Annotated in this window: 15 protein-coding genes; 8 read left to right on the plus strand and 7 right to left on the minus strand. The window is 62.9% G+C overall.

Annotation, left to right across the window (positions count from 1 at the left end; genetic code table 11):
* Positions 1–81: 81 nt before the first annotated feature.
* From HNQ60_RS12685 to HNQ60_RS12695, 3 genes are all read left to right on the plus strand, one after another.
* On the plus strand, positions 82–894 hold the full coding sequence (locus HNQ60_RS12685; RefSeq protein ID WP_184332315.1) for a CPBP family intramembrane glutamic endopeptidase: 813 nt from the start codon (positions 82–84) through the stop codon (positions 892–894).
* 44 nt (positions 895–938) lie between these two features.
* Positions 939–1,247, plus strand: coding sequence for a thioredoxin family protein (locus HNQ60_RS12690; protein ID WP_184332317.1), 309 nt, complete (start codon positions 939–941; stop codon positions 1,245–1,247).
* Positions 1,248–1,309: 62 nt separating this feature from the next.
* Positions 1,310–1,897 carry a DUF4142 domain-containing protein gene (locus tag HNQ60_RS12695; protein ID WP_184332319.1) on the plus strand — a complete coding sequence of 196 codons (588 nt, stop codon included), beginning with the start codon at positions 1,310–1,312 and terminating at the stop codon, positions 1,895–1,897.
* A gap of 11 nt (positions 1,898–1,908) precedes the next feature.
* Here the strand turns inward: HNQ60_RS12695 and HNQ60_RS12700 are convergent, their stop codons facing one another.
* From HNQ60_RS12700 to tal, 3 genes are read right to left on the minus strand one after another with little or no spacing between them, the layout of a single operon-like run.
* The gene (locus HNQ60_RS12700) at positions 1,909–2,919 is read right to left on the minus strand and encodes a hypothetical protein (protein WP_221304174.1); all 1,011 of its coding nucleotides are present in this window, start codon (positions 2,917–2,919) and stop codon (positions 1,909–1,911) included.
* Positions 2,920–2,932: 13 nt separating this feature from the next.
* Positions 2,933–4,066, minus strand: coding sequence for a DUF3667 domain-containing protein (locus HNQ60_RS12705; RefSeq protein WP_184332321.1), 1,134 nt, complete (start codon positions 4,064–4,066; stop codon positions 2,933–2,935).
* Between the two features lie 12 nt (positions 4,067–4,078).
* Positions 4,079–5,032, minus strand: a complete 954-nt coding sequence (gene tal, locus HNQ60_RS12710; RefSeq protein WP_184332323.1) for a transaldolase — start codon at positions 5,030–5,032, stop codon at positions 4,079–4,081.
* Between the two features lie 94 nt (positions 5,033–5,126).
* Between tal and HNQ60_RS12715 the strand changes: the two genes are divergently transcribed.
* From HNQ60_RS12715 to HNQ60_RS12725, 3 genes are all read left to right on the plus strand, one after another.
* On the plus strand, positions 5,127–6,041 hold the full coding sequence (locus tag HNQ60_RS12715; RefSeq protein ID WP_246433581.1) for an aldo/keto reductase: 915 nt from the start codon (positions 5,127–5,129) through the stop codon (positions 6,039–6,041).
* Between the two features lie 503 nt (positions 6,042–6,544).
* Positions 6,545–7,450: a hypothetical protein gene (locus HNQ60_RS12720; protein ID WP_184332327.1), complete on the plus strand. Its 906-nt coding sequence runs from the start codon at positions 6,545–6,547 to the stop codon at positions 7,448–7,450.
* Positions 7,451–7,458: 8 nt separating this feature from the next.
* Positions 7,459–8,721, plus strand: a complete 1,263-nt coding sequence (locus HNQ60_RS12725; protein ID WP_184332329.1) for an FAD-dependent oxidoreductase — start codon at positions 7,459–7,461, stop codon at positions 8,719–8,721.
* On the opposite strand, the gene HNQ60_RS12730 is transcribed toward HNQ60_RS12725, so the two are convergent.
* Positions 8,675–9,310 carry a hypothetical protein gene (locus HNQ60_RS12730; protein ID WP_184332331.1) on the minus strand — a complete coding sequence of 212 codons (636 nt, stop codon included), beginning with the start codon at positions 9,308–9,310 and terminating at the stop codon, positions 8,675–8,677. The two genes, HNQ60_RS12725 and HNQ60_RS12730, sit on opposite strands and share 47 nt — an antisense overlap.
* 75 nt (positions 9,311–9,385) lie before the next feature.
* Between HNQ60_RS12730 and HNQ60_RS12735 the strand changes: the two genes are divergently transcribed.
* Positions 9,386–9,817, plus strand: coding sequence for a VOC family protein (locus HNQ60_RS12735; RefSeq protein WP_184332334.1), 432 nt, complete (start codon positions 9,386–9,388; stop codon positions 9,815–9,817).
* Here HNQ60_RS12735 and HNQ60_RS12740 read toward each other — a convergent pair.
* A complete protein-coding gene (locus tag HNQ60_RS12740) occupies positions 9,799–10,653 on the minus strand; it encodes a DUF4382 domain-containing protein (RefSeq protein ID WP_184332336.1) in 855 nt (284 codons plus the stop codon). The genes HNQ60_RS12735 and HNQ60_RS12740 overlap by 19 nt on opposite strands.
* A 76-nt stretch (positions 10,654–10,729) precedes the next feature.
* Entirely contained in the window at positions 10,730–11,491 is a 762-nt protein-coding gene (locus HNQ60_RS12745) for an SDR family oxidoreductase (RefSeq protein ID WP_221304175.1), read from the minus strand.
* 77 nt (positions 11,492–11,568) lie between these two features.
* Here HNQ60_RS12745 and HNQ60_RS12750 point away from each other — a divergent pair, with 77 nt between their 5' ends.
* Entirely contained in the window at positions 11,569–12,444 is an 876-nt protein-coding gene (locus tag HNQ60_RS12750) for a DMT family transporter (RefSeq protein WP_184332338.1), read from the plus strand.
* Here HNQ60_RS12750 and HNQ60_RS12755 read toward each other — a convergent pair.
* Positions 12,428–12,949 carry a YbhB/YbcL family Raf kinase inhibitor-like protein gene (locus HNQ60_RS12755; RefSeq protein WP_407676444.1) on the minus strand — a complete coding sequence of 174 codons (522 nt, stop codon included), beginning with the start codon at positions 12,947–12,949 and terminating at the stop codon, positions 12,428–12,430. The genes HNQ60_RS12750 and HNQ60_RS12755 overlap by 17 nt on opposite strands.
* Positions 12,950–13,017: the final 68 nt, after the last annotated feature.

Genomic DNA, 13,017 nt, shown 5'->3' on the forward strand with positions numbered 1-13,017 from the left:
CAAGGCGAATGGCCTATCGTTGGATTCGAAGCGGCTAGCGGGCATGCGCCAGATAAAGAAAAATCCGGCCGCCGGACAACAATGGAACAACACGAAACATTCCCGAATGTCTTCGAGGCGCTGCTGCTCGTCGGTGTGCTGATCATCATCCAGATGGTGGTCGGTGCCGCGGTCATCGAGAGCGATCTGCTCGGCGACGTGAACTTCGGTGATCTCGCCGGTGTGGTCACCGTGATGGGCAACGGTGTCCTGTTCGTGGGCCTGATGGCCTACAAGCAGATCGGCTACCGGACGCTTTTCCACCCGGCCCGCACTTCGGCGATCTCGACGATGAGCGTCGTGACGGTGCCGATCCTGCTGCTCGTGCCGGGGCTCATGATCTTCGCGGGCACGATCAACTCGATTGTGATCTGGCTGTTCCCGATGTCCCCGGATGAGCAGGCAATGTTCGCGGAGATGATGGCGCCGGGCTTCATTCCCGTGCTGTTCGCCTGCGTGGCCGCGCCGCTACTGGAGGAGATGCTGTTTCGCGGCGTGATCCTTCGCAGCTTCCTGCGCCAGTATTCGCGCACGAAGGCGATCCTCTGTTCGTCGCTCGTCTTCGGCATCGCGCATCTGAACGTCTATCAGCTCGCGTCGGCATTCGCGATCGGCATCGTCGCCGGGTGGTTGTACGAGCGTTGCCGTTCGCTGTGGCCGTGTATCCTCCTGCACGCCGCCTACAACGCGTTCGTGACCGCGTCCTACATCCGCGCCGTCGAGGGCGAGATCATCAACTCGACTTCGTACACTGCGATCGCCTTCGTCGCCGCAATCGCCGCCGGCCTGTTCCTGTTGCGCGTCCTGCACGGCGCTGCGCAACGGGCCGACGCAACGATCACGAAGAGGGATTGAGGTTTCGCGCGGAACAGAAGTCCGACGCCTGCAGTTCTGCCTTCGTGAACGCCGACCCCGATCCGACCCGCACCGATATCGACAGCACTCCAGGCGCTGTATTGCTGGAGTTCGGCGCGTGGTGGTGCGGTTACTGCCAGTCCGCGAAGCCCCTGATCGAAGCTGCCCTCCAACAGTTTCCGCAAGCCCGGCACATCAAGGTAGAGGACGGGAAGGGTCGGCCGCTCGGTCGGTCTTTTTCGGTCAAGTTGTGGCCGACACTGATTTTTCTCACCGACGGCGAGGAGAAATCCCGCCTGGTGCGCCCCTCGGACCGCACGCAGATCGAAGCGGGGTTGCGCTCGATTACCTGAAGGGGAACTGCCGCGGCGCGCGGGGGATTCCTCCAGCATCACTTCATGCGAGTGCTGCCGTCATGAATCGCATCGTTCCCTGTCTCACTGCCTGCGCTGTGTTTGCCTTTGCGGGTGCTGCCTGGACGCAGGCCCAGCAGAAAGAAGTCCCGGATCCGACGCCGCCGCCTCTGGGCACGGCGTCCTTCGTTCCGCCGCCGAAGACGCAGAACGAGCCTCTCACTTCCGAATCGTTCGTCGTCGACGCCGCCGTGGCGAGCATGACGGAGATCGAGATCGGCACGATCGCGATCGAGAAATCCGCGACGCCGGAAGTAAAGCAGCTGGCCCGTGAGATGGTGGCTGATCACAAGGCCGCGTTGGGCAAGCTCAAGGAGGTTGCCGCGGCCGCCAAGATCGCATTGCCCGGCACGCTGGATGTCGATCGTCAGAAGCAGAAGGATGAACTGGCGCGTCACAGCGGACCCGCGTTCGATCAGAAGTTCGTCGACTCGGTCAAGCAGGCGCACCACGAGACGGTTGCGCTCTTCGAGGCCGCGGAGAAGTCGTCGGAGCTGACGCCGGCGCTACGTGAGTACGCAGCAAGCTCCTTGCCGACGCTGCGTGAACACGAGCGGATGGCGAAATCGATCGAGACGGCGGGACGGTAGATTGCCGGCAGCTACTTGCCCTTCGAAGCCGCGGTTTTCTTCTCCGCTTCGCGCGCACCGGCCAGGATGCCGGGGAGGGCGTAGTTGCCTTCGTGGCAGGCGTATTCGTAGATCAGATCGTTGGTTTTGATGAAGGGCACTTCACCCTTCCACGGCTGCGTGTAGGTTTTCGCGTCTTCCACGGTGAACTGATAAAGGATCTGGTCGTCGGCCACCCGCGTGAAGCGCTCGACCACTTTCGCCGTCGGCGGCAGATAGAACCGCTGCTTGATGCCGTAGTGGGCCTTCTGTTCCGGGTTCAGCTTCGTCGTTTCGACGACGAGGGTGTCGCCGTCCCAGCGCCCGACCGAGTCGCCGAGCCACGGATAGATGTTGGCCGGCATCGGGGTGCCGTTCATGCGAACGATGCGCGCGTCGTGAACCATCTCGACGAGGATCACCACTGTGTCCTTCGACTGCACGATCTGATAGTTGTTGTTGTACACGTCGGGGAGCATCGGCGGACCGCCGGTCGATCCGAACCCCATGAGGCAGCGCTCGCCCAGCGGACGGCGTTCCGGTCCATCGAAATTCATCGAGGCACGCGCTGCACCGAATGCCTTCAGGCCGTCCGGTGTGTACGGCACTTTGCCGTTGGCCGGATCGACGATGAACGAGGTGCGCGCTTCACCCTTCACGACCGCAAGCCGGGTGCCGGGGTCCAGCCAGAATGCGTTGTAGCCGCCCGGGTCGGCGGCAGCCGTGGCCTTCTGATTCGGATCCGTGGGCTTCGCGTCGGCTTCGGCGAACTGCGCAAACAGGTTGGTCCGTTCGAACTCGGCCGCTTCGGCCGCGGTCATCGTCGCCTTGCCCTTGAACATGTCGTCGCGTTCGAGGGAAGTGAGGGACCCGTTGGTCCAGGTGCCCTGCAGATCCGGCGTTCCCCAGGCTGTCCGGGGTGCGCGGTACTCAGGTGCCGCCAGGGCGGAAGTCGCACAGGCAAGCGTCAGAAAGGCGAGCGTCGAGTATGTGCGCCGTTGCATCGTCAATCCCCCTTTATGAAGCCACGCCGATCAGGACGAGCAGCACCGAGAAGAACGTCAGCACGATGCACGTTGCGATCAGCAGCAGGAACAGCCGTACGAAAGCACCGAAGCGCGACAGGCCATAAGCGCCCCGCAGCTGCTTGTACATGTGAATGGGAGGGATGAAGGCGATCGCGCTTCCCCAGATCGCCGCGGGCAGGCCGAACGTGGCGACGATCGAGACGAGGATCAGCAGCATCATCATGAACGTCAGGGAGTACGTGACGAAGATGGCGTGGTCGTACATGTGCACGTTGCGACGCCAGAAGAACAGGATCCACATGAACGGCAGGCTCAGGGGAATCAGCGCCCACGAGTACTTGTAGCCCGCGGTCTTCAGCTTGTAGATCAGGAATCGGGGGTTCTCGTTGATGTCGCGCAGGGCCTGCGTCATCCGCTGATCGAACGCCGGCACACCGAAGTCGACCTTGGTGTTCTCCGCGGACGACTTGCGCTTCTGTTCGTCGGCGAAGTCGGCGAGCCCTTTGAAATTGCCTGCCGACAGCGACTCCATGACCCTGATCGACGCTTCCATGCCGGTGATCTCGTCCTGCAGGTCCTTGCGCTGGTCGTCACTCAGGTTCGGCTCGGCGAGCTGCCGCCGCAGTTGCTCGATCTGCTTGCGGCTCTCTTCGATGACGGACTGATTGCCCTCTTTGAAGTTGCTGGTGACGACATTGGCGTTCGTCACCTCGCCGGTGTTGAAGTTCGTGCTGGTGAAGGAGAACACCGCGAACATCAGGAACACGGTGAACAGGTACAGCGCCATCGGCGAGACGAACTTGGCGCGCTCGCCGTCGATGTAACGGCGTGTGAGTCGGCCCGGGCGGAAGAACAGCTCGGGCAGCGTGTGCCAGACCTTGCCTTCGAAATGGAAGACGCCGTGCAGGATGTCGTGGCCGATGGACAGCAGGCTGCGGTGCAAATGGGCTCTCTGGCCGCAGTTGCTGCAATAGGCACCGGTAACTGTTGCGCCGCAATTCAGGCATGCGCCTGATGCACCGGCATGCGCCTGCTTGCCGGCGGCATTCGTTGCGCCCTCGACCGTGCCTCCAATGACTGCCCCGGTAAGGACGTCACCCGCTGCTTCGCCTTCCGCTCCCATGCTGCCTCCGGCCTAGATCCGTTCCGCGATCAGGCGATGCAGCTTGCGCAGGTCGGCGGCGAACGACCGGATGCCCTCGCTCAGCTTCTCCGTTGCCATCGCATCTTCGTTCATGAGCCAGCGGAAGCTTTGCTCGTTGATATCAGGAAGTGTCGGCGGTGTACCGGGATTCTCGGGCGACAGCCGTCGGGCGAGCGTTCCCTGATCCTTCGCGAGCTCATCGAGCAGGGCCGGCGAGATCGTCAGGCGATCGCATCCCGCAAGCGCCTCGACTTCCCCGGCGGAGCGGAAGGAGGCGCCCATCACGATCGTCTTGACGCCTCGGGTCTTGTAAGCGGCGTAGATGCCGCGCACCGATCGAACGCCTGGATCTTCTTCGGGAGTGAAGGTCCGGCCCTCATTCTTCACGTGCCAGTCGAGAATGCGGCCGACGAAAGGTGAGATGAGGAATGCGCCGGCGTCGGCGCACGCCAGCGCCTGTACGAGCGAGAACAGCAGTGTGAGATTGCAGTCGATCGATTCCTTCTGCAGTTCACGCGCCGCCTGAATGCCCTCCCAGGTGGAAGCGATCTTGATGAGAATTCTTTCCCGGGAAATGCCACGGGCCTCGTAAGCAGCAATGATGGCCCGCGCTTTGGCCAGCGTCGCTCGCGTGTCGAACGACTCGCTGGCATCGACTTCCGTCGAAACGCGGCCCGGTACGAGCTTCGTGAGCTCGGTGCCGACGGAAACGGCCAGGCGGTCGGCAATCTGTGAAACGACCGCTTCGCGCGATCCGGTCTGCTGGCGTCCCCACGCGAGCGCTTCGTCCAGGATGTGCGACAGGCCCGGCAGCGCGACAGCCTTCAGCAGCAGCGTCGGATTCGTCGTGCAATCGACGGGTCGCAAGGCGCGAATCGCGTCGAGATCGCCTGTGTCCGCGACGACCACGGTCATCGCACGCAGTTGATCGAGTTTCGAGGTCATCGGGGCTCCGGCAGGGAAGGCGTTTCGGAAGGCGAGACATTAACATGCCCCAAGCCCCCCTTACCCGGGCGCTCCAGGGACTAGAATGCTTCTCATGAAGAAACTCATGTTCGGCGGCAACGTCCTCGGCTGGACGGCTGACGAGGCCACGTCCTTCGCGCTGCTCGACGATTTCGTCGGTGCGGGGTTCGACGCGATCGACACTGCCGACGTCTACAGCCGTTGGGCGCCGGGGCACGTCGGTGGCGAGTCCGAGGCGCTGATCGGTCGCTGGCTGCGTCGTCGTGGCCGCCGGGACGACGTCATCATCGCGACCAAATGCGGTATGGACATGGGAGACGATCGCAAGGGACTGTCGGCCCGCTGGATTCGCACCGCCGTGAACGATTCGCTGCGCCGCCTGCGGACGGACTACATCGATCTGTACCAGGCGCACCAGGACGATCCCGCGACGCCGCTCGAGGAAACGCTGCACGAGCTCGCAGCTCTCGTGCGCGAGGGTAAGGTTCGTGCGATCGGTGCATCCAACTATTCGGGAGCGCGATTGAGCGAGGCCTTGCGGCTGTCGCGTGAGCTGGGCTTGCCGCGATTCGAAACGTTGCAGCCACATTACAACCTGTACGAGCGTGCGGATTTCGAGCGCGATCTGCAGCCGGTGTGCGAACGAGAGAACCTGGCTGTCATCACGTACTACTCACTGGCCAGCGGCTTTCTTACCGGCAAGTACCGGTCGGAAGCGGATTTCGGCAAGAGTCCCCGCGGCCGGCGCATGTCGAGCTTCCTGAACGCTCGCGGCCTGAGAATTCTCGGCGCATTGGACCAGGTCGCGGCGAGTGTCGGCGCGACACCGTCACAAGTGGCGCTTGCCTGGCTGATGAGCCGGCCCACCGTGGCGGCGCCAATCGTCAGCGCGACTTCCTTGCCTCAGCTGCGCGAGATCATGAAATCCGCGACGCTGAAGCTCGATGCAGACTCGCTCTCGGCGCTCGACCGCGCCAGCGCGCCCTGAGCGGGTCGGGAAAAGCACGGGCGCGACTCCAACACTTGTCGAAAAACGAAAGCCGTTCCAGCGATTAGCGGGTGGTTCGGCCGCGACACGATCGTCCGGATCGACCGTTGCCGTGCTGTCGACTTCCTTGACGCTTTCTTCCGCAAGCGCCTCGCCGGTGCACGACGCTTCGTGCATGCGCATTGTTGCAGCACGCTATACGTATGGCTGGCTGGGAAAGCGCGCCGGAGAATGCTTTCGCCCACGACTGTTCGAGTCCACACGCGAACTTGTGCCGCTGGCCGATCTGGCGCGGTTGTTGCTTGTGCAATAGCAGGGCCGGAACACTTCGCGCCTGCCGACGTTTGTTCGATTGTCGGTGACGGTTGCGAAAGCGCATTGTCGGTCCAACGCAGGGACGCGGGTAAACAGACAGGCAGAAGTGATGTAGTGGCTATCGTCGCAGGCATGTCGATCTAGGGGGAGCTGCTGAACGAAGCGTGACCGATCCTGGAGTGACGCGAATGCGAAAAGGGTGGATAGCGATTGCAGCTCTGCTGTGCCCCTTTGTGGCTGCCGCCTGCAACTCGACCGATCGACATCGGTGCAAAGAACTCGTCGGGCAGCTCATCGCCTACCGCAGTGAAGCGATCGAGTACGCCTTCGGCGCCGTCTTCGGATCGCTGCCCTCGCGGGTGGAAGTGAAATTCGTCAGCTCCCGCGATCCCCAGTATGCGAAGTACTCCGGCCGCGTTGCCTACGACCAGGCGGAGCGCATGCTGATCGTGCCGCGCCGCTACATCGACGCCGAGATGCCGATGCCCCTGCGCTGGGCAGCATCGTACTGGCCCTACTATCGCAACCCGCAGTATCGCGAAACCTTTCCGCTCATCGCCGCCATCGACAGTGCTTTGTGGGGTGCCGTGTTGCAGGAGACCGCGCATGCGCGCGGCCTGTCGTGGCCGCACGCGGAGTGCGGATCGATCGACGTGCACAAGCGCTTGCCTTGCGAAATGCTGATCGCGGGCGTCGGTGCCATGCTCACCGAAGCGCAGACCTCGATCTTCAATGCCAATCGCGTCGACCGCCTGTGGCCCGAGAACTTCAATGTCTTCGAGCAGCGCTCGTGGCGCAGTGATCGCGAGTATGTCGAGGTGCAGCGCTACGGCGGCATCCTGCTGCTGAAGCCATTGTTCAGCGAGTTCGGCGTACCGTCGGCTCTTGCGTACGTCGCGCAGACACCGTTCCTCGTCGAGCAGGGCAACATGCGGGTCTCGGCATTGCGTTACCAGGAACGGGCGCGTGAAGTCCTGCAGAGCCGTCCGGTGATCATGACGACGGGCGAACCGCGCAACGATAACGATCCGATCCTGCTGCCCGGCAGCCGCGACCGCCGGTTCATTGCTTTCGGGAGCCGGGACGGCGCCTAATTGGGCGCATGAAGAGTTCTCTCCCGTTCTCCCGCCGCGCAATGCTGGCGGGGATGGCCGGCGCGGCTGGCGTTTCCGTTCTCACTCAATCAGGGGCCGCGGCCCAGTCGGGTGGCGCGCGTCCAGAGGTGATCGTCATCGGAGCCGGTGTATTCGGCGCATGGACGGCGTGGCACCTGCTCAAGAGCGGCAAGCGAGTTCTGCTGGTAGATGCGTGGGGCCCGGCTCACGCGCGTGCGTCATCCGGCGGCGAGTCGCGAATGACTCGGACTGCTTACGGTCGTGATGACGTCTACTCTCGCTTTGCCTGGGAATCACTCGAGGACTGGCGCTGGCTGTCGGAGCGCGCCGCGCTGCCGGTCTTTCATCCGATCGGTGTCCTGTTCTTCTTCCCGCGCATCGAGCCCTACGTCACGCAATCGATCGAAGTCCATCGCCAGCTGCGCATCCCCCTGGAGACGCTCGATCGCCCGGCGTTGCAGAAGCGCTTTCCGCAGTTCGAGTGGCAGGGCGTCGAGGTTGCGCTGTATGAACCTGATCGCGGTGCGTTGATGGCGCGTCGCGCTGTACAGACGCTGGTGAAGGAGTTCGTTGCGGCAGGCGGAGAGTACAAGCAGGTCGCCATTCAGCCGCCGCGCGCTGAGTCGACGCTGACCGGTATCGTCACATCGACTGGCGAAACGCTGAGGGCATCACAATACGTGTTTGCGTGCGGACCGTGGTTACCGAAACTGTTTCCGGAGTTGTTGGGTGGACGGATCGTGCCGACCCGCCAGGAAGTGTTCTTCTTCGCGACCGGACCCGGCGACGTGAGCTTCTCGCCGTCGCACCTGCCGGGATGGGCGGACTTCAACGAAGGCGATATCTACTACGGCTTTCCGGATCTCGAGTCACGCGGATTCAAGATCGCGCACGACCAGCATGGCGATGAGATGGATCCGGATGTCGGCGATCGCACGCCATCGGCCGAGGGATTGCGCGACGTCCGGGCGTTCATGCAGCGTCGCATTCCTGCGCTCGCATCGAGGCCTTTATCAGAGGCGCGCGTATGCCAGTACGAGAACAGCTCGAATGGCGATCTGCTGATCGATCGCCATCCCTCGTGGGAGAACGCGTGGCTGGTCGGTGCGGGCTCCGGCCATGGCTTCAAGCATGGCCCGGCGGTCGGTCGCTATGCAGCCGCCATCGTCACGGGATCCGCGGGTGTGAAAGTCGAGCCGCGGTTCAGCTTGCGGACGAAGTCGGTGCGCCAGCAGCGTGAGGTGCATTGATCGCCTGGTTCCTGCGCTTGAACCAGAACGCGATACGCAACCCGATCGCAATGATCAGCGCCAGCGCATAGGGCGTATACGACACATCCATCACCGCTCGCGAAACATAGCTGTTCAGAAAAATCAGCCAGATGTAGTACAAGCCCGTGGTGTGGAGGATCGACCAGCCGCGCTCGCCGATCAGGCGCCGCGGTCCGGCGAACGATGTGATCGTCATCAGCGTCAGGAAGACGTACGCAAGGCCGCCGCCGATCAGCGTGACAACGTTGAGATCATCCACGAAGGGATGCGGAAACCAGATGCCGAGCGTGAACAGCGCAGCCAGGTGAGTGAAGTGCGACAGTGCGAACGACACGCCGAGATAGCGGCGGTTTCCCCGCAACCATCGCGTCATGGCGGAAGGGAAGAGCGCATTCAGGCTCGCGGCGGTGAATGCGAGCAGAAACAGCACAACGGAAATTCTTGCCGTTGCACGAATGACGACGCGCACGAACTCTTCGCTGAATCCCCACAGGAGCAGGCCTGAGCCCGTCACCGCCAGCAGGATGATCGCGACGCATCCTGTGATCCGCCAGCCCTTGATCTGCATTCGGGTGCCCCTTGAGCTGTTCCTTGCGCTGCGGGATCGTAGCATCGAACGACTAAAGGTAAGAGGAGATCGGAAATGTTTGCCTACGTCTGCCTGGGTGCGAACGATCTGGCGAGAGCGGCTGCGTTCTACGATGCCACGCTCGCAACGCTCGGCCTGTCACGCTGCGATACGGGCGATGAGCCCAACTGGGAGGACTGGGCGGGATGGGGTACCTACGAAGACGGAGGCCGCAAGCAGGACGCCCTGTGGGTGTGCGTTCCCTTCGATCGCGCGCCCGCGACCGCCGGCAACGGCACGATGATCGCGCTCAAGGCGAAGTCGTGGAAACAGGTGGATGATTTCCATGCGGCGGCTCTCGCGCATGGCGGTGCATCGGAAGGTGCGCCGGGACTTCGCCTGCAATACAACCCGGACTTCTACGCTGCCTACGTGCGCGACCCGGATGGCAACAAGCTCGCGGTCGTTTGTCGCGGCTTCACATCGCCTCAGCTGCCGAAGTCGTAAGTGACGCTGTCTTCGTCGACCGTCACGTTTGCCGTGCTGACGAAGCTGACGTCTTCGTCGCTGCCGGGTTCATCGATTTCGCCATTGCAGGTGAGGGCGACGGTGTAGTCGCCCGGCGGAAGCAGTCGCAATGAATACGTCGCCTGGGTGCCGAAGTTGAAACTCACGGCTGTCGTGGCGAACGGCTGCGTGCCGCCGCTGCCGACGTCGTCGGGATCGATGTCTTCGCCCTGATAGAGATAGACCGCGCCGCCTTCCGCCAGCGAGGAGCCGAACGGGCACGTCGCCACCACCGTGCCGCTGATCTGTCCCGCTTCGGCTGTGCGCACCGCGCGCAGCGAGGGCGTCAGCGTGTACTCGTCGTCATCGTCATTGAAGGTGAGCGATCGACGCAGATCCATCATGAGCGAGATGCTTTCGTTCGTGCGGTCGTCTTCGGCGACCGTGAAATCCACATCCGCGAAATCACCCTCGGCGTAGAGCAGCGGGAACTCGCCGTCGGTCGCATGGAACACAGTCGCATCGATGTCTTCATCGAACAGCAGCCGGACACCCGTGTAGGTCCCGTCAGGCAGCGACTCGTCGGTGAAGAGGCGCAGGTCGTCCGTGTCGAGGACATCGATCAGGTCCGTCGGCAGGCTCGATGTGAACTCGAGCTTCTCCGTGCTGCCGTCGCTGCGTTCGAACTCGAGCCCGGCCACATCGACCGCAACACTCGTGATCTGCCGGTCGGCCGGCGCGGCGGCCGACATGTCCACAGTCACGGCGCCTTCGCACCCCGCAAGCAATGCGGCCGCGGACAGATAGATGGCTAATTTGAACAGCTGAAGCTTCATCGCCGGACATCCGTTGTTTGGGCGATTCTGCGCGATTCGCGGCTGGCAAGCTAGCCAGCTGGCTGGCTGTGGGGTTTTACCCCCTCCCCACATACGGCATCTTCGTCGCCGTGACCGTCATGAACTGCACGTTGGCTTCGAGCGGCAGGCTGGCCATATAGAGAACCGCATCCGCAACATGCCTGACATCGAAGGTCGGTTCGACTTTCACGCTCATGTCGGCCTGCAATGTTCCTGTCACCATCGCCGTGGCCATGTCGGTCGCCGTGTTGCCGATGTCGATCTGGCCGCAGGCGATGTCGTAACGGCGACCTTCGAGCGATGTCGATCTGGTCAATCCGCTGACCGCGTGTTTGGAGGCGGTGTAGGCGATCATCATCGGCCGGGGCACGTGCGCCGAGATCGAGCCGTTGTTGATGATGCGGCCGCCGCGGGGTGTCTGTTCTTTCATGATCCTGAACGCAGCCTGCGTGCACAGGAATACACCGGTCACGTTGGTGTCGATCACTTTGCGCCAGTGTTCGATCGGCATTTCTTCGAGCGACTGGGGCGGGGCGCCCGTGCCGGCATTGTTGAACAGCAGGTCGAGGCGGCCGAACTCCATTCCGATGCGCGCGAACAGGGTCGTGACGGAATGAGGGTCACAGACGTCCGCGGAAATGGCATGGCAGTCGCGTCCGCCTTCCTGAGCGACTTGGTCGAGGCGTTCCCGCCGCCGGCCGGTAAGAATGACCCGATACCCGTTCTGGGCGAGCTTCAGCGCAACGGCCCGGCCAATGCCTGAACCCGCGCCTGTAACCAGCGCAACCTTGCCGCCCATCTCTTCTCCGGAGTTCATTTGGGGAGTCTAACGGGTGTTATGACGCGCGCGGGGGCGAGAACGTTTGAATTGCTGTTCAACCGACAGGTGACTTGATGACTTTCGACAGATCGACGCTGGCCACGTACGGTTCGACGGCGTTGTTCGTGCTCCTCTGGAGCAGCGGTGCCATCTTTTCCCGACTTGGCCTCGATCACGCCACGGCGTTCGCATTCCTGCTGCTGAGGTTTGCGCTTGCACTCGGCGTGCTGCTTTTTCTATGTGGATGGCGACGCGTGTGGCTGCCGGTTCCCGGCACGCGCGTACGCGTGGCGATTGCCGGACTGCTGATGATCGGCGGCTATTCGAGCTGCTATTTCCTGGCGCTCGAGCAGGGCATCACACCGGGTGTGCTTGCGACCGTGCTGGGCGTCCAGCCGATCCTGACACTTCTGTTCGTGGAACGGCGTTTCTCTGCGATGCGACTCGCAGGCCTTGCCCTCGCGTTGTGCGGGCTGATCCTGATCGTCTATCGCGGTATCGCAGGTGCGCAGTTCTCGGTAGCAGGAATCACATTCGCGCTGGGTTCGCTTGCATGCGTGACTTCGGGAGCCATTCTGCAGAAGACGATCACACAGGCGCCGATCCACGTGCTGCCGCTGCAGTATGCGATCAGCCTGCTGCTGTGCGCGTGTTTCGTGCCGTTCCAGCCCATCGGGGCCGACTTCACGACGGAGTTCGTGATCGCGTGGTTGTGGCTGGGCCTGGTGATTTCGGTGGCGGCGCAGTTGCTGCTGTATCGACTGATCCGCGTCGGCAATCTCGTCAACGTCACGAGCCTGTTCTATCTGGTGCCCGTGGTCACGGCGCTGATGGACGAAGCGTTCCTCGGCAATCGGCTGCCGGCATCGGGCTGGGTCGGCATGGTCGGCATCATCGCCGGCCTCGTGCTGGTGTTCCGATCGTCTCGCTTGGTCATCGCCCGTAAGTGAACGTGAAGGTGGCTTTCGCCAGGGTGTTCGCGTTCACCATGAAGCCTGCGAGCGCTGCAGTGGCATCAGCGGGAACCTCCAGCTTCGGCACCTTCAGAGCGTGCACCGTCACGATGTATCGATGCGGCTTGTCGCCCTGCGGCGGGCACGGACCGCCGTAACCCTTCGCGCCGAAATCCGTGCGGATCTGCTGAGTACCCGCTGGCAGCTTGGAACCGTCCGCAACGCCAGCGCCCTGCGGAAGAGACGTGGTGGTCGCAGGCAAATTGATCACGACCCAATGCCACCACCCGCTGCCGGTCGGCGCGTCCGGATCGTAGATGTTGACGGCAAAGCTCTGCGTGCCGGCCGGCGCGCCGCTCCAGTGCAATTCGGGCGAGAGATTCTTACCGGTGCAGCCGAAGCCACCGAAGATGAAGTCCTGCGCCACGGTATTGCCGGGTGCCACGTCCTTACTCGCGACGGTGAAATCAGCGGCTCCCGCCGTGGAGCCGAGAACGAGCATCAGGGTGGCGGCGGCTGATCGATGGTTCATGCAGGATCTCCAGAGGACTGTTCGCGCCGAAGCGTATG

Source organism: Povalibacter uvarum (genome assembly GCF_014202975.1).
In the GTDB taxonomy this organism is placed as follows: domain Bacteria; phylum Pseudomonadota; class Gammaproteobacteria; order Steroidobacterales; family Steroidobacteraceae; genus Steroidobacter; species Steroidobacter uvarum.